Origin of the sequence: Streptomyces sp. NPDC059169, assembly GCF_042755225.1 — a bacterium.
Lineage (GTDB): Bacteria > Actinomycetota > Actinomycetes > Streptomycetales > Streptomycetaceae > Streptomyces.
The window spans coordinates 60110-77948 of record NZ_JBHZCF010000008.1; the positions used below are offsets into that span (position 1 = coordinate 60110).

General features: G+C 69.7%; 21 protein-coding genes. 15 read left to right on the plus strand and 6 right to left on the minus strand.

Annotated features, from left to right (window positions below):
* Nucleotides 1-86: 86 nt before the first annotated feature.
* A complete protein-coding gene (locus ACFXOM_RS16675; RefSeq protein WP_384940648.1) occupies nt 87-1001 on the minus strand; it encodes a methyltransferase domain-containing protein in 915 nt (304 codons plus the stop codon).
* 248 nt (nt 1002-1249) lie between these two features.
* On the opposite strand from ACFXOM_RS16675, the gene ACFXOM_RS16680 reads away from it, so the two are divergent.
* The 4 genes from ACFXOM_RS16680 to ACFXOM_RS16695 all read left to right on the plus strand — a co-directional run bounded on the left by ACFXOM_RS16680 (nt 1250) and on the right by ACFXOM_RS16695 (nt 5071).
* On the plus strand, nt 1250-1654 hold the full coding sequence (locus ACFXOM_RS16680; RefSeq protein WP_384940602.1) for a globin: 405 nt from the start codon (nt 1250-1252) through the stop codon (nt 1652-1654).
* 185 nt (nt 1655-1839) lie between these two features.
* The gene (locus tag ACFXOM_RS16685; RefSeq protein WP_384940604.1) at nt 1840-2187 is read left to right on the plus strand and encodes a hypothetical protein; all 348 of its coding nucleotides are present in this window, start codon (nt 1840-1842) and stop codon (nt 2185-2187) included.
* Between the two features lie 5 nt (nt 2188-2192).
* Nucleotides 2193-2876 carry an ABC transporter ATP-binding protein gene (locus ACFXOM_RS16690; RefSeq protein WP_384940606.1) on the plus strand — a complete coding sequence of 228 codons (684 nt, stop codon included), beginning with the start codon at nt 2193-2195 and terminating at the stop codon, nt 2874-2876.
* Nucleotides 2873-5071 carry a hypothetical protein gene (locus ACFXOM_RS16695; RefSeq protein ID WP_385038278.1) on the plus strand — a complete coding sequence of 733 codons (2199 nt, stop codon included), beginning with the start codon at nt 2873-2875 and terminating at the stop codon, nt 5069-5071. The genes ACFXOM_RS16690 and ACFXOM_RS16695 overlap by 4 nt, the downstream gene beginning before the upstream one ends.
* Before the next feature lie 329 nt (nt 5072-5400).
* On the opposite strand, the gene ACFXOM_RS16700 is transcribed toward ACFXOM_RS16695, so the two are convergent.
* Genes ACFXOM_RS16700 through ettA form a run of 3 tightly spaced genes read right to left on the minus strand, consistent with a single transcriptional unit; the run spans nt 5401 to nt 8164 of the window.
* On the minus strand, nt 5401-6069 hold the full coding sequence (locus ACFXOM_RS16700) for a hypothetical protein (protein WP_384940610.1): 669 nt from the start codon (nt 6067-6069) through the stop codon (nt 5401-5403).
* A complete protein-coding gene (locus tag ACFXOM_RS16705) occupies nt 6066-6497 on the minus strand; it encodes an acyl-CoA thioesterase (RefSeq protein ID WP_384940650.1) in 432 nt (143 codons plus the stop codon). Before ACFXOM_RS16705 ends, ACFXOM_RS16700 begins: the two co-directional genes overlap by 4 nt.
* A 2-nt stretch (nt 6498-6499) precedes the next feature.
* Nucleotides 6500-8164 (minus strand): energy-dependent translational throttle protein EttA, encoded by a 1665-nt coding sequence (gene ettA, locus ACFXOM_RS16710; RefSeq protein WP_384940611.1) that lies wholly within the window; start codon nt 8162-8164, stop codon nt 6500-6502.
* A gap of 323 nt (nt 8165-8487) precedes the next feature.
* Here ettA and ACFXOM_RS16715 point away from each other — a divergent pair, with 323 nt between their 5' ends.
* Complete coding sequence (locus tag ACFXOM_RS16715; protein ID WP_384945488.1) at nt 8488-9264, plus strand: NUDIX domain-containing protein; 777 nt, start codon at nt 8488-8490, stop codon at nt 9262-9264.
* Here ACFXOM_RS16715 and ACFXOM_RS16720 read toward each other — a convergent pair.
* On the minus strand, nt 9248-10381 hold the full coding sequence (locus ACFXOM_RS16720) for a helix-turn-helix domain-containing protein (protein WP_384945485.1): 1134 nt from the start codon (nt 10379-10381) through the stop codon (nt 9248-9250). The genes ACFXOM_RS16715 and ACFXOM_RS16720 overlap by 17 nt on opposite strands.
* Nucleotides 10382-10924: 543 nt before the next feature.
* Here ACFXOM_RS16720 and ACFXOM_RS16725 point away from each other — a divergent pair.
* The 10 genes from ACFXOM_RS16725 to ACFXOM_RS16770 all read left to right on the plus strand — a co-directional run bounded on the left by ACFXOM_RS16725 (nt 10925) and on the right by ACFXOM_RS16770 (nt 16626).
* Entirely contained in the window at nt 10925-11104 is a 180-nt protein-coding gene (locus tag ACFXOM_RS16725) for a hypothetical protein (RefSeq protein WP_384945483.1), read from the plus strand.
* A 109-nt stretch (nt 11105-11213) separates the two neighbouring features.
* Nucleotides 11214-11483: a DUF6284 family protein gene (locus ACFXOM_RS16730; protein ID WP_384945480.1), complete on the plus strand. Its 270-nt coding sequence runs from the start codon at nt 11214-11216 to the stop codon at nt 11481-11483.
* A gap of 14 nt (nt 11484-11497) precedes the next feature.
* Complete coding sequence (locus ACFXOM_RS16735) at nt 11498-11758, plus strand: DUF6303 family protein (protein WP_384945477.1); 261 nt, start codon at nt 11498-11500, stop codon at nt 11756-11758.
* Nucleotides 11755-12624 (plus strand): DUF2637 domain-containing protein, encoded by an 870-nt coding sequence (locus ACFXOM_RS16740; RefSeq protein ID WP_384945475.1) that lies wholly within the window; start codon nt 11755-11757, stop codon nt 12622-12624. The genes ACFXOM_RS16735 and ACFXOM_RS16740 overlap by 4 nt, the downstream gene beginning before the upstream one ends.
* Nucleotides 12624-13016 (plus strand): RRQRL motif-containing zinc-binding protein, encoded by a 393-nt coding sequence (locus ACFXOM_RS16745; protein WP_385038281.1) that lies wholly within the window; start codon nt 12624-12626, stop codon nt 13014-13016. Before ACFXOM_RS16740 ends, ACFXOM_RS16745 begins: the two co-directional genes overlap by 1 nt.
* Nucleotides 13000-13371 carry a DUF6251 family protein gene (locus tag ACFXOM_RS16750; protein ID WP_385038284.1) on the plus strand — a complete coding sequence of 124 codons (372 nt, stop codon included), beginning with the start codon at nt 13000-13002 and terminating at the stop codon, nt 13369-13371. The genes ACFXOM_RS16745 and ACFXOM_RS16750 overlap by 17 nt, the downstream gene beginning before the upstream one ends.
* Nucleotides 13372-13389: 18 nt before the next feature.
* Complete coding sequence (locus ACFXOM_RS16755) at nt 13390-13581, plus strand: hypothetical protein (RefSeq protein WP_384945466.1); 192 nt, start codon at nt 13390-13392, stop codon at nt 13579-13581.
* 75 nt (nt 13582-13656) lie between these two features.
* Complete coding sequence (locus tag ACFXOM_RS16760) at nt 13657-13860, plus strand: DUF6257 family protein (protein ID WP_384945464.1); 204 nt, start codon at nt 13657-13659, stop codon at nt 13858-13860.
* Between the two features lie 90 nt (nt 13861-13950).
* Nucleotides 13951-16032, plus strand: a complete 2082-nt coding sequence (locus tag ACFXOM_RS16765) for a cell division protein FtsK (RefSeq protein ID WP_385038287.1) — start codon at nt 13951-13953, stop codon at nt 16030-16032.
* Between the two features lie 405 nt (nt 16033-16437).
* Nucleotides 16438-16626 carry a hypothetical protein gene (locus ACFXOM_RS16770; RefSeq protein ID WP_017945971.1) on the plus strand — a complete coding sequence of 63 codons (189 nt, stop codon included), beginning with the start codon at nt 16438-16440 and terminating at the stop codon, nt 16624-16626.
* 25 nt (nt 16627-16651) lie between these two features.
* On the opposite strand, the gene ACFXOM_RS16775 is transcribed toward ACFXOM_RS16770, so the two are convergent.
* On the minus strand, nt 16652-17632 hold the full coding sequence (locus ACFXOM_RS16775) for an HNH endonuclease (RefSeq protein ID WP_384945456.1): 981 nt from the start codon (nt 17630-17632) through the stop codon (nt 16652-16654).
* Nucleotides 17633-17839: the final 207 nt, after the last annotated feature.

Consider the following 17839-nt stretch of genomic DNA (forward strand, 5'->3'; position numbering starts at 1 on the left):
GGGCTGGCGAACGGCCCTGGAGCCTGCTTGGGTTCTGCGGGTCGTCGCAGTCGTCGCAACTCATCGGCCCGGGGGCGCTCCTTCGTTCACCCGTCCGCACGGGGCGCGTCCAGCGGCCAGGCGTACGGCCCGCCGGGGTCGTCCAGCCAGGCCCACTGACGGCCGCCGTCGACGGTGACGCCGAACCGCTCGCGGTCCGGTCGCCCCTCGCGCTGCCAGAGCGAGAACGCTTCATGCGGATCCAGACGGCCCGCTGTGAGCGTGAGCAGGAAGCGGAACAGGTCGCTGTCCGCCGCACGCCGAGGAAGCCCCGCGACGTGCGGGACGCGGGCGCGGGCCGGGGTTCCGCCGCGCAGCGGCACGAAGTACGCGGAGGAGTGCAGGAAGCGCCCTTCCGCACGGCCGGCGTCGTACACCCGCAGCAGGATCATGCCGGTGGCCAACGGGGCGAGGACCAGACCGCCGGGACGGCACTGCGCGAGCCACGCCACGGGCACGGACGCCAGGGTGCAGGTGGCGATGATCCGGTCGTAGGGAGCCCGCCGGGGACATCCGCGCGCCCCGTCAGCAGTGATCACGGCCGGACGGTATCCCGCCGCCGCGAGGTGGCTGCGCGCCGACTCCGTGATCTCCGGCTCGAGATCGACGGTCGTCACGTTCGCATCCCCGAGCCGGTGGCAGAGCAGGGCCGCGTTGTAGCCGGTGCCGGCCCCGATCTCAAGGACACGGTGCCCGTCGCGGACCTCCAGGGCGTCCAGCATGCGGGCCATCAGGGACGGCTGGCTGCTGGAGGAGAGCAGCTCCCCGTCCCGCACGCGCGTCGCGAGCGGGCCGTCGGCGTAGGCACCTCTGAGCCAGCGTTCACGCCGGTCCGGAGCGGGGTCCCCGCACCAGAGCCGTTCGTATCCGGCGAGAGTGGAGACGTAGTAGTACGGGACGAACAGATGGCGCGGCACGCTCTCGAACGCCGCGCGCCACGCCGGGTCGTCGAGCGCGCCCATCGCGGCGATCCGGCGCACCAGCGCCCTCCGCACCTCGTCCGCGAGCGCCGCCGCAGGATCACGCGACGCTCGCGGCGCGCCCCTCCCGCTCGCGTCCGTCTCGTGGCTCCGGTCCGGTTCGCTGGTCACGTCCGCTTCCAGATTTGCACCCATATCTCCACTTTCCTGCGCCATCGCCCTCGAGGCGAGCACGTCAAGCGGTCCTAGGGCCCGGGTCCTCCGCCGGCCCGTCTGAGAGCATGGATCCCGTGAACGAGATTCCACGGGGCACACTCCAGGAGCAGACCTTCTACGAGCAGGTCGGCGGCGAGGAGACCTTCCGGCGCCTGGTGCGACGTTTCTACGAGGGCGTCGCCGGGGACCCGCTGCTGCGCCCGATGTACCCAGAGGAGGATCTGGGGCCTGCCGAGGAACGACTCGCCCTCTTCCTGATGCAGTACTGGGGCGGCCCCCGGACGTACAGCGACCACCGCGGCCACCCCAGGCTGCGCATGCGCCACGCGCCGTTCACCGTGGACCGGGCCGCCCACGACGCCTGGCTGACGCACATGCGGGCCGCCGTCGACGAGCTGGAACTCTCCCCGGAGCACGAACGCCAGCTCTGGGACTACCTCACCTACGCGGCCGCCTCGATGGTGAACACGGCAGGCTGACGAACCTCCTGTGTCGACTGACCCAGGGTGACGAGACCATCACTTCAGGACATGACGGGGTGACTTCCGGCCTTCTGCGGACCGCGGGCCCCCCGTTCATCGCCCCCACCCCTTAAGTTCACAGCCGCAACACATCGAACGGGCATCCGCAGCCGGCGGGTGCCCTCTTCCTGTGGAGGTTCGGCGTGCGTCGGGGAGCCTTGCGTGTCGGTGCCGTGCTGATCGGTGTGACCACGGCCCTACTCGGATCGAACACCGCGGTGGGCAGCGCCTTCTACGTGTACCAGGGCGACGACTTCGGCTACATCACCTACAACCACAAGGCGGCCGGAGCCTGCGATCGCGAAGCCGACGGCTTCAACGTCTACACGAACTTCAAGCGCACCTACCCGAACAGAGTGGTGCGCGTGGAGGAGAAGGACGGCTTCTGCCGGAGCTCCACGACCGGCACGTACTCCGTCTACACGATCCAGGCTTGTGAGAACCGCCCGTTCATGCCCGATGCCTGCTCCGGGTGGGCCGAGCACCGTTGACCGACGTGTCCCCGCGAACTCTGGCGGTCCGAGACCTCATGTGCACCCTCGGCGGCCGCACCCTGCTGCGCGGTACCCGGCTGACCGCCGATGCCGGCGAGTCGGTCGCGGTGACGGGCCCGAGCGGCAGCGGAAAATCCACGCTGCTCTCCTGCCTCGCCGGACTGCACCGACCCGACGCGGGGACCGTCGAGGTGTGCGGGACGGACACCGCCACGCTGCGCCCCGCGAAAGCCGCGGCGTGGCGGCTGCGGACCATCGGCTTCATCTACCAGTTCGGTGAGCTCCTGCCGGAACTCACCGCGGTCGAGAACGCCGCCCTCCCCCTCTTGATCGCCCGAAGGCACCGGCGTGAGGCGTACACCACCGCCGAGCGACTGCTGGGCGAACTGGGCGTGGGGGAGATCGCCGACTCACGCGCCGGCGTACTGTCCGGCGGTGAACGCCAGCGCGTCGCCGTGGCCCGTGCCCTGTCCACCCGTCCGCCGTTGGTCCTGGCCGACGAACCGACCGGCGCTCTCCACGAGCGCGCCGCCGACGACGTCTGCGACCTGCTCTTCAGCCTCCCCGGCCGCTACGGCTGCACACTGGTCGTCGTCACCCACAATCCGTCGGTCGCCTCCTGCGCCGACCGGCGTCTCGAGCTGCGGAACGGCACGCTGCACGACACCACGGCGGCGGAGTCATGACAGCGGCACGGCGCGGCACCACCATCCAGTTGCTGGAGATCGGGCGCCGGGCGGCCAGGGGACGGCGGGATCCCCGCCACGCGCTCCAAGCCCTGTGCCTGGTGCTCGCGGCGACGGGTGCCGCCCTGCTCGTCTGGGGCGTGCTCGCCACGCACGCCGCGTACGAGGGGCGGGACGCGCGCACCGCGGCGAGACAACCGGACCGAGCTCTCGCCCATCCCGGCCTGCCTCCCGTCGCACGGTGGTGGAACGGTGGCGACAGCCTGCGAAACCGCGGCTTCTCCGTCGTGACCATCGAACCGCTCGTGCCGTCCGCGACTCCCCCACCGGGATTGGCCCGCTGGCCCGGGCCCGGCGAGGCGTTCGTGTCCCCCGCACTCCTGGACGCGATGCCGCAGGCGTCCACCCGCTACGGCAGGTTGGCCGGGACCATCGCAGCCCGCGGACTGGCCGAACCAGACGAATACCTCGTCTACCGGCGACCACCCGACGGCACGTCGCCCCCGGCGGGACCCGACGGCTTCGCGGACATCGTCGGCTACGGAAGAACCGCTGAGGGGACGTCCGACTTCCGCAGCCAGTCCTTCGACCGGGCCGAAGCCGACCTCCACTGGCTCATGGCCCCCTTTCTGGGACTGCCGGTGTTGGTGCTCCTCGTCGTGGCGTCGCGCCTGGGAGCCCGGCAGCGGGATCGGCGGCTCGCCGTCCTGTACGCCATCGGCGCGGGGCGGTCCGTGCGGGCGCGGATCGCCCTCGGGGAGTGCCTTCGCCCCCTCGCCCTCGGAACCGCCCTCGCCGGCGCACCACTGGCCGTCACCACACTCACCGGCCTGACGCTTCCCCTGACGGGATACCGCATCCGCGCGGACGATCTCGCGCCGCTGCGCCAGCAGTTCCCCGTCGCGCTGGTGCTCGGCTGGGCACTGCTGTGCCTCGTCTTCGCATCCCTGCACCTGCGGGTGCGTCCCGCCGAGGGCAACCGGCTCCGGCCGCTGCGGGACGTACCGCCCGCATGGCCCCGGTACCTGTGCGGAGTCGGCACCCTACTCACCCTGTGGGGCGCGATGATCGGAAACCTCCTGGGGGTGCGCCTCTTCACGCTCGGGCTGGCCCTCGCACTGGCCGGGCTCCCTGCACTGCTGGGACGGATCGCAGCGGGGGCGGCCGTCCGGTTCACCGACCGGAGGCGCGGGGACGCAGCGCGGCTGGTCGGAGGCCGCTGGGCCGCCGCCCACCCCGGGGTACTCGCCCGGTCCTGCGCTGCCCTCGCAGTACTCATGGGTCTGCTCACCCAGGTACACGTGGCGATCACGGAATTGACCACCGATGCCCAGCACGCGACTGCGCTGGCGCGGCAATTGAACGGCCGGCTTCTGCACGTCACGGCAGGCGCCGCCGACCAGGAGGCGAACGCCGGGTTCCTCGCGGCCCTCGCGCCCGGGGACCGCGTGCTCCGGATCTCGTCGGACGAGAGCGGCACACGACCGGTCGTCCTCGGGGAGTGCCGTGACCTGGCAGCTCTCGCCCCGCTGTCCTCGTGCCCGCGCACCGAACCGGTACCGGCCGCACAGGCTTTCCGGGGGCGAACCCCCGGTACCGAAGCGCTGCGGTGGATGAGCTTCGGCGAGGTGCTCGTGCAAGCACTGCCGTCACGGGACGGGTTGCCAGCTGGCGACGGCGACTACGTGGTCCTCGTCTCCGGGAGGGACGGACCCGACCGGATCACGCGTGCCGCATTCGAAGCCCTCCCCCTGCCCTCGGTGGCCGTCCCCGGTGATGATCACGTTATCGGGGCGTCCGCACGCGCCCGCATCGCCGACTGGGTCTCCCTGCTCGCCGCCCCGGGCCTGGTCCTGCTCGCTCTCGCGGGCGCCATCGGGCTACTGCACGCCTACCTGGACCGCGCCGATGCCCTACGGCCCCTCGCGGGCTACACCTCGGGCCTGCGCTTCCACCTGCGCGCCGCATGGTGGGGCATCGGCCTACCGACGGCCTGCGCCCTGGCGCTGGCGACGGCGTTCGCCGGACTGCTCGGGGGCATCAACCTCGCGTTCCTGTCCCCGTCGGGTGCCTCCCCGCTGCCGCTTCTCGGCGGAGGGCTGGCCGTGGCCGCGGTGCTGTGCGCCGGGCTGACCACGGTCGGGGGCCTGCTGTCGAGCCGCTTCACCCACCGGTGGGTGCCGCGCGGCGACTGACCGCTGGTCCCCTCCACCAAGAGGGACCGTAGAGACCCCGGGGCCGAGCAGCAGCCGGAGAGACGGCAGGCCACGCGGGCGCAGCGCGGAGGCGAACCCGTACCGGCGTGGCACGGCGCCGTGCCCGTCACCGCCCAAGGGCGGGCAGGAGGCGATGGGCCCCGGAACCCACTCGGCGCAGGGGCAGTCCCTACGAACCACGCACATCGCAGAGGGGGGCGAACCGTGCGCAGCACGGATGGCAGACAACACGGGGAAGCAAACAGCCCGAACCCGCACGGCGCCGACGGCGAGCCGCACAGGCGCGCACGAGGGAGCGGGGGAAACGCTCAGGTGGGGGTGACCGTCAGCCCACCGAGGCCGGCCCTGCGGACGGCCACCGAGCCGAAGGGCGTACGCAGGCGCAGCCACCCACCCGCGGCGAGCAGCGCCGCACCGGGGAGGTCCTGCGGAGTCGGGCGTAGGAAACCCAACGACTGGGCGGCGTGCACCGCCCGCAGCGGCAGCTCCGTGTCACCGAGCGTGCGCGACCAGATCTCCCGTCCGATCCGGTCACGCTCGGCACGGGTGCGCCGATCCTGCGGCAACGCCTCGTCCTTGGCCCGGAATTCGGCGACCGCAGCGGCCACCGCACTCTGCATTCGTCGGACGTCGGGCAGCCCGGGAAGCTCCCGCCAGCCCCCGCGCGGGGGCAGCAGGCCCGCCCACGGCGGCCCGGTGACGGCCGCGGGCACGGCGAGCGTCGCACCCGAGACGGACTCCAGCAATTCGCCCGCGGAGACCGTGGCGTCGAGTTCGGCGGGCTCCGCCAACCGGGCGGTACGGATCACGATGACGTCGAACGAAGGCGGCCGGCCGAACACGGCCAGTGCGCCCCCGCCGGCCTGCAGCCGGACGGCGGCCGCACGGTCGTAGTGGATCAGCCGACCGAGGAAGGCGGTGAGGTCCTCCGCCTCCCTCGCGTCGGCGAACCGCAGGGTCTGCACGGGCGCCGTCATGCCGCGAGCGCGTCCTTCACGCCGTCATCCAGATACTCCCGGAGGAAGGACTTCTCCTCGGCGGTGATCCGGCGCGGACGCGCCGCTGCCAGGTCATAGGGCACCACGACCGTCGAGGCCCGGACGTACACCTGCTCCGGATCCTTGATCTCGTACGCGATCGTCAGCGACGCCGCGCCGATCTTCGTCACCCACGACTCGACGGTCACCGGCTCGTGCCGGTGCACCAGCGGACGGACGTAGTCGATCTCGTGACGGGCCACGACCGACCCGCCGGAGAAGGACGGGGACCCGTCCCCCGGCGCCAGCCGGAACATGAAGTCGATGCGGGCCTCCTCCAGGTAGCGGAGGAAGACCACGTTGTTGACGTGCCCGAAGGCGTCCATGTCCGACCAGCGCAGGGGGCAGCGGTAGATGTGACGCGCCAACATCAGCCCCGGGTGAGCTTCTTGTAGGTGGCGCGGTGCGGACGCGCCGCGTCCGGGCCGAGCCGCTCGATCTTGTTCTTCTCGTAGGTCTCGAAGTTGCCCTCGAACCAGAACCACTTCGAGTCGCCCTCGTACGCCAGGATGTGCGTGGCGACGCGGTCGAGGAACCAACGGTCGTGGGAGACGACCACGGCGCAGCCGGGAAAGTCCAGCAGGGCGTTCTCCAGCGACGACAACGTCTCGACGTCGAGGTCGTTGGTCGGCTCGTCGAGCAACAGCAGGTTGCCGCCCTGCTTCAGGGTGAGCGCCAGGTTGAGGCGGTTACGCTCACCGCCGGAGAGCACTCCGGCCGGCTTCTGCTGGTCCGGCCCCTTGAAGCCGAAGGCCGACACGTAGGCGCGGGACGGCATTTCGACCTGGCCGACGTTGATGTAGTCCAGTTCGTCGGAGACGACGGCCCACAGCGTCTTCTTCGGATCGATGTTCTCGCGGCTCTGATCGACGTAGCTGATCTTGACCGTGTCACCGACCTTGATCTGACCGGCATCGGGCTTCTCCAGGCCCTGGAGCATCTTGAACAGCGTGGTCTTGCCCGCACCGTTCGGGCCGATCACGCCGACGATGCCGTTGCGCGGCAGCGTGAAGCTGAGGTCGTCGATGAGGACCTTGTCCCCGAAGGCCTTGCTGAGGTTCTCGACCTCGACGACGACGTTGCCCAGCCGCGGACCCGGCGGAATCTGGATCTCCTCGAAGTCCAGCTTCCGGGTCTTCTCGGCCTCGGCGGCCATCTCCTCGTAACGTGCGAGGCGCGCCTTGGACTTGGCCTGGCGCCCCTTGGCGTTGGAGCGGACCCACTCCAGCTCTTCCTTGAGGCGCTTCTGGCGCTTGGCGTCCTTCTGGCCCTCGACCTTCAGCCGGGCGGCCTTGTTCTCCAGGTACGTGGAGTAGTTGCCCTCGTACGGGTGCGCGCGACCTCGGTCGAGCTCCAGGATCCACTGAGCCACGTTGTCGAGGAAGTACCGGTCGTGGGTGATCGCGACGACGGTGCCCGCGTACTTGGCGAGGTGCTGCTCCAGCCACTGGACGGACTCGGCGTCGAGGTGGTTGGTGGGCTCGTCGAGCAGCAGCAGGTCGGGGGCCTCCAGCAGCAGCTTGCAGAGCGCGACACGGCGCTTCTCGCCACCGGAGAGGTTGGTCACGGCCCAGTCGCCGGGCGGGCAGCCCAGCGCGTCCATGGCCTGCTCCAGCTGTGCGTCGAGGTCCCAGGCGTTGGCGTGGTCCAGGTCCTCCTGGAGCTTGCCCATCTCCTCCATCAACGCGTCGGAGTAGTCGGTGGCCATGAGCTCGGCGATCTCGTTGAACCGGTCGAGCTTGCCCTTGATCACTGCGACGCCGTCCTGGACGTTCTCCAGGACGGTCTTGCTCTCGTCCAGCGGGGGCTCCTGCAGCAGGATGCCGACGCTGTAACCCGGCGACAGGAAAGCGTCACCGTTGGACGGCTGCTCAAGTCCAGCCATGATCTTCAGCACGGTGGACTTACCGGCGCCGTTGGGGCCGACCACACCGATCTTCGCACCGGGCAGGAAGCTCAGCGTGACGTCGTCAAGGATCACCTTGTCGCCGTGCGCCTTGCGCGTCTTGCGCATGGTGTAGATGTACTCAGCCAAGAGAAACCGTCCGGCAATCAGTGAGTGGGCAGATACACCCCATCTTGCCGTACCGCCACCCCCAGACGAAAACGGGTTGGTCGGGAGCCCCTGAGCTGGGCTTCGAAGAGGCACTCACGAATTGGATCAGGTGGCCAATGGTGACCACTGGTGACTATTGGCGGCCCCCTCACGGCCCAGAGACGGCCCGGGGCTGCCCTGCTTCACTCCCCTTCGAGCAGGTTGGAGCACGATTCCCGATGGTTCGATCACCCCTCTCCCTGGCCGATAGAGCCCACTACCCTGGCCAACAGAAGCCGCCGATCGGGGAGGGTGCGCCGAGGATGGGACCCAAGACTCAGAGGGTCTACGAAACGATCCGCTTGTGGATCGAGGAGGGCCGGTTCAAGGCTGGCGACAAGCTGCCCTCGGAGAGGTCCCTAAGCGCCGAGCTTGAGATCGGCCGTACGGCACTGCGCCAAGTGCTCGCACGCTTGGTGAGCGAGCACTTCATCAAGGCGTACGACCGTAGCTCGTACCGAGTCCTTGGTGGAGAGACCCCGCCGACGCCGGCGGAGGGTGAGCCCTGGAAGATCCATGGATCCCGGACGGTCTATGACAACCGCTGGGTGAACCTGGACCTAGTGGACGTCGAACCCCCGGGGGTAGAGCGTTTCGAGCATCACGTGGTCCGGCTCTTCCGCGTCGCCGTGACTGCCGTTCTCGACGACCAGGACCGCGTGCTCATGCTGTGGCGCTACCGCTTCGTACCGCAGCAATGGGGCTGGGAGCTCCCCGGCGGCATCGTGGACGCCGGGGAGGATGCCGCCATGACGGCAGCACGGGAGACCGAGGAGGAAACGGGCTGGCGCCCCGGCACGATCGAGCACATCCTCAGTTATCAGCCGATGATCGGCATGGTCGATTCGCCGCACGAGATCTTCCTTGCCCGCGGAGCTGAGAAGGTCAGCGAGCCCACGGATGCGGAAGAGGCCGGCGAAGTCGCCTGGGTCCCCTTGGACGACATCCCCCGCTTGATGACCGAGGGCAAGCTCATGGGGTCGGGCACGCTCGTGGCCCTGCTCCACATTCTCGCCTCTCGCACTAGAGGCGACCGGTAAGCAGCTCAACACGTCGGCGGTGCCGCACGGACCCCGTGCGATTGGCCAGCAACCTGGCCTGTTGCAAGTGGGTCCGTGCATCGCCCAGCTCTCCGCGCGCGAGATGCGCTTGAGTGAGGTCGCAGTGCAGGCCGGACCGTGCACGCACAAATGACGGATCAGCGCTGCGCAGGGAGGCGTACAGCTCGTCCATCGCCGAGCCGTCGCCGAGCTGGGCCAGCACGTTCCCACGCCACCTCGCCAGGTGATCGGTGTTGAGAAAAATGCTCAGCATGTCGGGGTCACGCGTCTCGCCGTCGTCAGGGAGCAGTGCACTGGCCTGCTCCAGTGCCGACTGTGCCGCCAACTCCATGCCCGCTCCGGCTGCGGCGCAGAGCTCAGCCTCGGCAGCGGCGAGCCACGCCCGGAGCCGGGGCGACTGACGGTCAGCGTGGGTGCGTTGCGCGTCCCGCACTAGCTCGATGGCGAGCTGTGGTCGTCCGGCGTCGGCAAGCACGTACGCCTGCTCCCCCATGGCATGAGCCAGGTAGAGCGGCGATTCAGCATCCTGAGCGGCCTTCTTAGCCAACTCGTATCGCCGCCAGGCTCTCTCGACTGCACCCGCGTCCAGAGCCTGCCAAGCGGCAAGGGTGGACGCCCCGGCCAACGCAGTAGCGATCGGTCGCCGCGTCCCGGGCAGCACGGCAAAGGTGAGTGCGTCCTCCATGGCCGCCAGGTGTCCGTTCATCTGGTCGACCAGGCCGGCCGCGCCCATCTGGCGGTCCTGCGAGCGGAGTAGCTCGGTCTGATCCAGGAAGGTCTGCACCATGGATGCGCTCAGACTGCCCGCCGCATCGATCCGGCTGAGCAGATCCACGTAACCATCGGTTTCTGTCGGTTGTGGGTCAGCCGCGCCACGCAATTCAGCGTCAGTAACCCCCAGGAGCGGCCGGAGGATCGCGGCGTACCGATCCGTGATGGTGCGTCGGCCGTTCTCCCACTCAGAGATGTAGGTCTTCAGACTCGCCGATGAGGCGACGTCCAGTAGCCGCTGTTCGGCGAACCGCCGCATCTCGTAGATAAGTCGGTCCTGCGACCAACCCCGCGCCGTCCGCGCCGACCTTAACCCCGTAGCCATGCCGCCTCCCAAGAAACCCCAGGTGAGAGCTGGTTAACACCCCCGAGGTTAACCCCAGTTGGCTACCGCAGCACCCCACTCAAGCCGTTCTCTGGAGATGCGCGCCGACACCAATCCTCTCGAAGGGCTTGCATCTGGTGCGCACCAGATGCCAATCTACTGGTGCGCACCAGACGGGCCGAAGAGGTCCGGCTCTGGCGTGCACATAAGTCCACAGAGTGATCCACCGCAGCACTACGGCCGTGAGAACGCCGGTCGAAGCGAGTGGAGACCAGCCGGCCGAGACCGGGCCCGCGTCACAACCGGGCCCCACACCCCGTGCAGGGGGACACGCCGTCGGCTCTAAAGAACCGCGTGGCCGAAATCGACGCCGCGAAGCGCCCTGGGAGCCAGACCTCCCCAGGGTCAGCGGCACCACGCGAATCGGAGGTCTGAACGACCGCGCAGCACTCGCTACGGCCGGTTGCCTCCGCTGCTCGTCTCGCACGAGCAGCGCTGAGGGGAGCCGGAACGGGCCGGTCCCAATACCGAGGGGAGAACCTCGTGCCGAAGTACAGCTTCACCGCCGAAGAACTCGCCGACACCCTGACCCCTGGGGAGATCACGAGCGCGAGCGGCACGTTGAGCGCATCCTCGCCGCAGGCCGCCAAGGAGGCGGTCGAGCGCAGTTTGCGCAGCAGGGGATACGAGCCGACCGGAAGCATCACGATCACTCAGAAGTAGGCATACCTGCCTGCCCCATCTACACCCGATGAACGGCGCGCGGTCCCCGGAGAGGCAACTCCGGGGACCGCTTTTTGGGGCCGTACCTACTGCTAGGGAGACACGACCCATGAAGTACATCGTTGCACGTCAGGTGGCCGTTACCGCCATCGCTGACGACCGTGAGCCGACCGGCGCGGAGCTGGACGCGATCGAGCGGGAGATGCCGTTGATCGCGGCGGAGGTTGAGCTGTTGGATGCCCTGATCGTGACGCTGGACCGTGCAGCCACGGTGCTGGACGAGCGGCGTATCCGCCGGGCCCGTAGCCGGGTGCTGGCGGCGCGGCGGGACCTGGCCAACCGTACGGCCGGCGTGCCCGGCGGACCGGTGGTGGCATGATGCCGACCGCTCAGATGTCCAGTAGCGGCGGGCCGTGGCGCCTGTATGTCGCGCTGATGGGTGCCGTCGAGTGGCCGGACTTTCGTTGGGAGCGGTCGGCCCCGGTGCCCATGATCGCCGAGCGCCGGGCCGCCCTCGCCACGCTGGGCTATGAACAGGTCCCCGGCTGCGAGTGGTCGTGGATCGAGGACACCGCCACTTATGGCGACGACGCCTCGCCCGTGCTGCTGATCGCTACCGTCAACGTGCGGGAGTTGACGGGTGGTGCGTCATGAACCGCTTCGGCAAGGGGCTGCTCGTGCTCGCCCTGGTCGTCGTCGTCGCGATGGCGTTCCGGGTGTCGTGGAATGCGCTGCGGGACGTAGCGAAAGCGACCGGCGCGGACGGTACTGCGGCGACGCTGTATCCGTTCGTCGTCGATGGCCTCATGGCTCTCGCGCTGGTCGCCACCCTGGTGCTGACCGGGGACGCGCGACGGTTCGCGCTGCGGGTGCTGGCCACCTACACGCTCGCCTCGCTGGTCCTGAACTACGTGCACGGTCTGGTGCCGGAGTTGCACGGCCGGTCGGTCGACTGGAGTCGACTGGCCGACTGGGATCCGGCGAACTGGGCCCTGGTCCTGCTCGCCACATCGCTGCCGGTCGGCTCGATCTACTTCGGCTCGGACCTGGTCGCCAAGGTCCTGCACCACCGACCGGATCCCGCTCCGACTCCTGCTGAATCGGCGGAAATTAGCGTGAATCGGTCGACGGGTGACCTGGGCGAACACGCTGAGCTGCCCGCCGCTCGTGTTGAGGAGGTGCCTGCCCGACCGGTCGAGCCGGTTCCGACGGTGGTCGAGGAGGAGGAGGAGAGCGAGCGGGTGCCGGTCGGTGCGGTCGCTGCCGAGCAGCCGCGGATACGGCGGGCGACCGGTCGAGTGCCGGTGGTCGCCCGGTCGAGTCGACCGGTCCGCACGGCAGAGGAGCTGCTGATCGAGGCCCGCGAGGCGACCGCCGGTTGGGCAATCGAGAAGCTGACGGCCGAGGGCATCCGCAAGGCCGTACGCACCTCACCAGCGAAGGCTAGGGGGCTGCGCGAGACGCTGCGCGCCGAGCGCACCACGCCCGCCGAGCCGCTGCCGGTGGCTGAGGGCGCCTGATGCGGCTGACGCGTGCCGACTGCTTCGACCCCACGGGCGAGCGGTTCGGCATCCCCACCTTTCCGTGGCGGTGCGCGCCGGACGGATACGCCACCCGCCGGCAACTGCGCGCCGCTGGACTCCGCCCCGGCGGGCAGCCGGTAGCGGCCCAGTGCCTACGACCCCGCCGTCGTGGGCGTGGGCCGCTGGTCGCCTATCTCTACCGCGTCGACCGCGCGATGCCCGTGCGTCCGATGACCCCGGGCCGGCGGGTGGCTCTGGCCAAGGCCAACGCCGCGCGGCGTCTGTGCCCCGGCTGCGGGCGCGACGCCGGATACGTCCTCCCCGCCGCGCTGGGCACCTGTGTGCCCTGCGCCTATCCCGAAGGGACCAGCGATGGAATCGCTGCCTGACATCGCCCGTGTGGTGCAGCTCCCCGACGGCACCCATGTCTACGTCGACCCCGCCCACCTGCCCGCGCCCCACTCCGGGCCGCAGGTAGTTCACCAGCACGTGCACCAGGCGCCGCCGGACCGGACGGTGCAGCGCATCGCGCTCGGCTCCGGGGTCGGCGCCGAAGCGGTCGCGGCCGGCGTCTACTTCGGTCCGCTGCTGGTCGGCGTGCTCACCGCCATGGCCGCGAACCTCGCCCTGCTCGCCCTGATCGCCGCGGTGTGCGCCTGGGGCGTGGTCACCGTCGTCAAGTCGGTGGGCGGTCAGGACGGCAAGAACGCCGCGAAGAACATCACCAAAGCCCGCCGCCGCTAACACAGAGGAGGAACCGCTATGTCCTTCAAGGCTGGCGACAAGGTCCGGATCGTCTCGTGTGAGGACGACCCGCGCGCTGCCGGGAAGACGGGCCGGATCGTGAACGACGTACCGCCGGGATCGCTGACGGCCGGCCGGTGGACCGTGCACCGGATCAGCCCGCTGATCGGCACCGTCCTGTGCCACCCGCACGAGCTGCGCCGCGCCTGACGGCTGCCTGCCCGCCCTGGGTGATCCGGGGCGGGTGGGGAGCCGGACAGTCCGGCCCCGGACAGGAGACAGACCGTGGCACGTGAACCCAAGCTCACGACCGGCGAGAAGGCGAGGGTCGCCTGGTACGTCGCCCGGATGGCCAAGCGCAGCATCGCCGACGACCGCCTGACCGGCGGCCGCGTCAACCAGCGCGACCTGGAACGCAAGGTCGAGCGGGTCATCGAGCAGGCCCGCACGCGCGAAGAGCGCGACGCCAAGAAGAACGGCCGCAAGTAGCTGTGCCCCGGGGCGGCCGACAGCCGCCAAGCATCCCGGCCGCCCCGGGCCCCTGACCACCCCACTTCGAGCAGTAGGAGAGAGACCAGCATGACCGAGACATCTGCGGGCCCGCACCTGCGACCCGTGCCCGAGATAGACCGTGACGACGATGCGCCGGCCGGCCCGGTGCCGGTGGACAACCCCGCGCTGCCGGATCCGAAGGTGCGGATCGAGAAGCGCAAGCCGGTCCTCGCGTCGTGGCTGACGAACCGGCGCGACTTCGCCGCCACCGCCCGCCACAGTGTGGCGAACGCTGGGTACGCGACGCTGTATCACGGGGTGCGGCTGCCGGTGTATGCCGGCCGCCTCGCCCTCATGTCCCCCCGCGGAGCCTGCCGGTTCATCGCCACGACGAACCGGTGGGTGTGGGACCGCGAAGCCGCACCCCTGCGGTCGTACGCGGTGCAGACCGAGGACATCGACGAGTACATGCGCCTGGCGCGCCTGCGCGCCGGTCGCGTCCGCCTGCGTGGGCTCGTGACCCTGGTCGCGGCGGTGTTCGGGGTCGGGTTCGCCCTCTACCTCTACGTCCTCGCCCCCGGGTTCCTGTACGCGTTCGCCGCCGGCGGTGTCCTCCTGCTCGGAGTCGGCGGACAGCAGCCGGACGCCCCGGTCGTGGGCCCGGCGGTGCTGAAGACGGAGGTGCAGAAGCTCACCGGCTCCATCGTGCTGCGCGGGCTCGATTCGATCGGGAACGCGAAGGTCACGGCCGCGATCAAGAAGGGCGGTGACATGAACGGGCTGCGGTTCGTCTCCGAGATCGTGCGCGACGGGCCCGGCTACCGCGCTGACCTCGATCTCCCCTACGGCGTGACGCCTGAGGACATCATGGAGGCCCGCAAGCCCCTCGCCTCCGGGCTCCGCCGCAAGACCGGCTGCGTGTGGCCCTCGCCCGACCCGGAGCAGCACGAAGGACGGCTCGTGCTGTGGGTGGGCGACAAGCCCATGAACGAGACCAGTAAGCCGGCGTGGCCGCTCGCCAAGTCGGGGACGGTGGATCTGTTCCGGCCGGTGGTGTTCGGCAACGACCAGCGCATGCGCGACGTCGCCGTCACGCTCATGTTCGCTTCGGTGGTCGTCGGGTCCATCCCCCGCATGGGCAAGACGTTCCTCATGCGGCTGTTCCTGCTCATCGCCGCACTCGACCCGCGCTCCGAGGTGCACGCGTTCGACTTCAAGGGCACCGGCGACTTCGGCGCCCTTGAACCCGTCTGCCACCGCTACCGCGCCGGCGAGGAGGACGACGACATCGAATACGTCCTCGAAGCGCTGAGGGAGCTGAAGGAGGAACTGCGTCGGCGAGCCAAGGTCATCAAGTCCCTGCCCCGCTCCCGCTGCCCGGAGTCGAAGGTCACCCCGGAGCTGGCGGGTGACAAGAGCCTTGGTCTGCACCCGATCGTGGTCGGGTTCGACGAGTGCCAAGTCGCGTTCGAGCACGAGGAGCACGGCAAGGAGATTGAGGCCATCTGCACCGACCTGGTCAAGCGCGGGCCCGCGCTCGGGATCGTGGCCATGTTCGGCACCCAGCGCCCCGACGCCAAGTCCCTGCCCACTGGCATCAGCGCTAACGCCGTCCTCAGGTTCTGCCTCAAGGTCATGGGTCAGCCCGCCAACGACATGGTGCTGGGCACGTCGATGTACAAGTCCGGGTACCGGGCCACCATGTTCTCCCGGTCCGATCGGGGCATCTGCTGGATGGCCGGTGAGGGCGACGACCCGCGCATCGTCGCGTCGGCGTTCGTGGACGCGGTTGCCGCAGAACGCATCGTCGCCCGGGCCCGCGTCGCACGCGAGGAGTACGGGAACGTCACCGGCCACGCCATCGGCCAAGGCCCCGAGAAGACCGGCAGCGGCTCGGACATCCTCGCCGACGTCCTCAACGTCATCGCGAGCGACGAGAAGGCCGTGTGGTGCGAGCGCATCGCCACCCGGCTCGCCGCCACGCAGCCGGACACCTACGGCGGGTGGCAGGGCGAGAACGTCACCGCCGCGCTCAAGCCCTGGGGCATCAAGCCGGGCCAGGTGTGGGGCCAGACCGACGAAGGCGAAGGGGCGAACCGACGCGGCATCAAGCGCGCCGACGTCACCGCCGCCATCACTCGCCGTAACGCCGACCGGGCCGCCGCCTGACCCGAGCAGCACCGCTAGACCTAGCACCCCAGCTTGCTAGGTCTAGCGGCTCCACTAGCGACCCACACCGCCGCTGATCAGCGAACTAGCGTCTAGCGGCCCATCTGCGCAAACCCCCGAAACCCGCCCTGAGAGGGGAGGTGACACCCCTATGGCTCTCGCTAGCCTCGCCGTCCTACTCACGCTCGCTGGTTACGCAGCGTTGTGTGCGCTCAGCCCGTTCGGGCCCTGCCGCAAATGCCGTGGGACCGGCATACGCACCGTCCGCCGCCGGACCGTCAAGGTCTGCCGCCGCTGCCGCGGAGACCGCTACCGACTCCGCACCGGCCGCCGCCTGCTCAACACCGGACGCCACATCCACCGCGCCGGCACCCGACCCACCACCACGGAACGGAGGTTCACGGCATGGCCGTAACCGTCTCCCTCGTCCTGCTCTTCGGGCTCGTGCTGTTCTTCCTGCTCCGCTCCCACAGCCTCGGGGCAGGCAGCGCGTTCACCGCCGCCGGGTTCGGCTTCTTCCTCGCCTCCACCGGCGCCGCCGAACCCATCAACAACCTGATCACCGCCGTCATCAGTGCCATCCCCGCCCTGTAGAGATCCACCGGCGGGTGGTACGTGGCTAGGGTGCCGCGGCGAGCTTCTGGCCGACCCCGGCCTGAGGAGGGATGACGGCCGTAATCGGCTCGCGGTGCTGTTCCCAGTGGGCGGCGATCCACTTCTTGTGCGTCGCGGTGATGGGCACAGTCAGCGGCTTGCCCTGGAGCTTGGCGTATTCGTCCCAGGCGAGGGTCTTCGGCCCGACGTCCAAGGTGAGCGTGGTCGGTTCGATGGCGATCTGGCCCAGGTCGAACAGCCGGTGGACGTCCTTGCGCAGCAGGAGGCCGCCGGAGGTGTGGTGCTTGCCGTTGGCGGCGTAGCTGTAGAGGTGGGCTGCGTCGAGGACGTAGGCCGGCATGGGTCCGGTGAACGCGCACATCTGGCCGAAGGATTCCAGCAGGGCCGCACGGAAGGCGGGCTGTCCCTTGCGTGCCCTGACGGTGCGCTTGGTGTGACCGCCGGCGATGACCTCGCGGGTGGTGTCGACGACATCGAGCGGGGTGGCGTTCTTACCGGTCTCGACACGAGCGCGGAAGTCCTCCCACCGCAGCCGGCGCAGCGCGTTCTGTGACTTCTTCTCCTCGCACAGGGCGCGGAGTTCGGTTCCGGACACGTGTCCGTGCAGGTCGATCCAGCCCGACTCGTACCGGGCCTGGTAGGTGGTCACGGGCACGGTCTCGACCGCAGGCGTGTCGAACTCGGCCTTGCACGCACTCGTCCAGCACCGGTACTTGGGCGTCATCGTCTTGCGTTCGGCGATGTCCGCCTTCCCGCACTCAGGGCACGAGCTGAGGTCCTTCATCCCGGTGCCGGTCTTGATGTGCTCGATGACGGACGTGCCCAGCAGGGTGTCGCCGTTCCAAAGCGCGATCACGTCACCGACCTGGACATGGGCCGAGTTCGGCACCCGGCTGTCCCAGCTGTAGTGGGTCGAGCTGCTGTCGTCGTAGCCGCCGCCGACCCGCTTCGGGTCGTCCCCCAGATACATCAACCACGCCGTCATCCGACTCCCCGTGCCCTCTCCGCCTCACCGTTCCTCCCGCCACCGCGACGAGAGCAGTCCGCTGATCAACCTACCGACGCCCACCGACAACCGGCCCCGCGATCACGGCGCCGGGTCCCCGCGTGGTGTGCCACGACAAGGGAGGGCAGCCCCCATCTCACGCCAATGAAGTCGGGGCCGCCCTCATCACCAGCAATCACCGAGAGA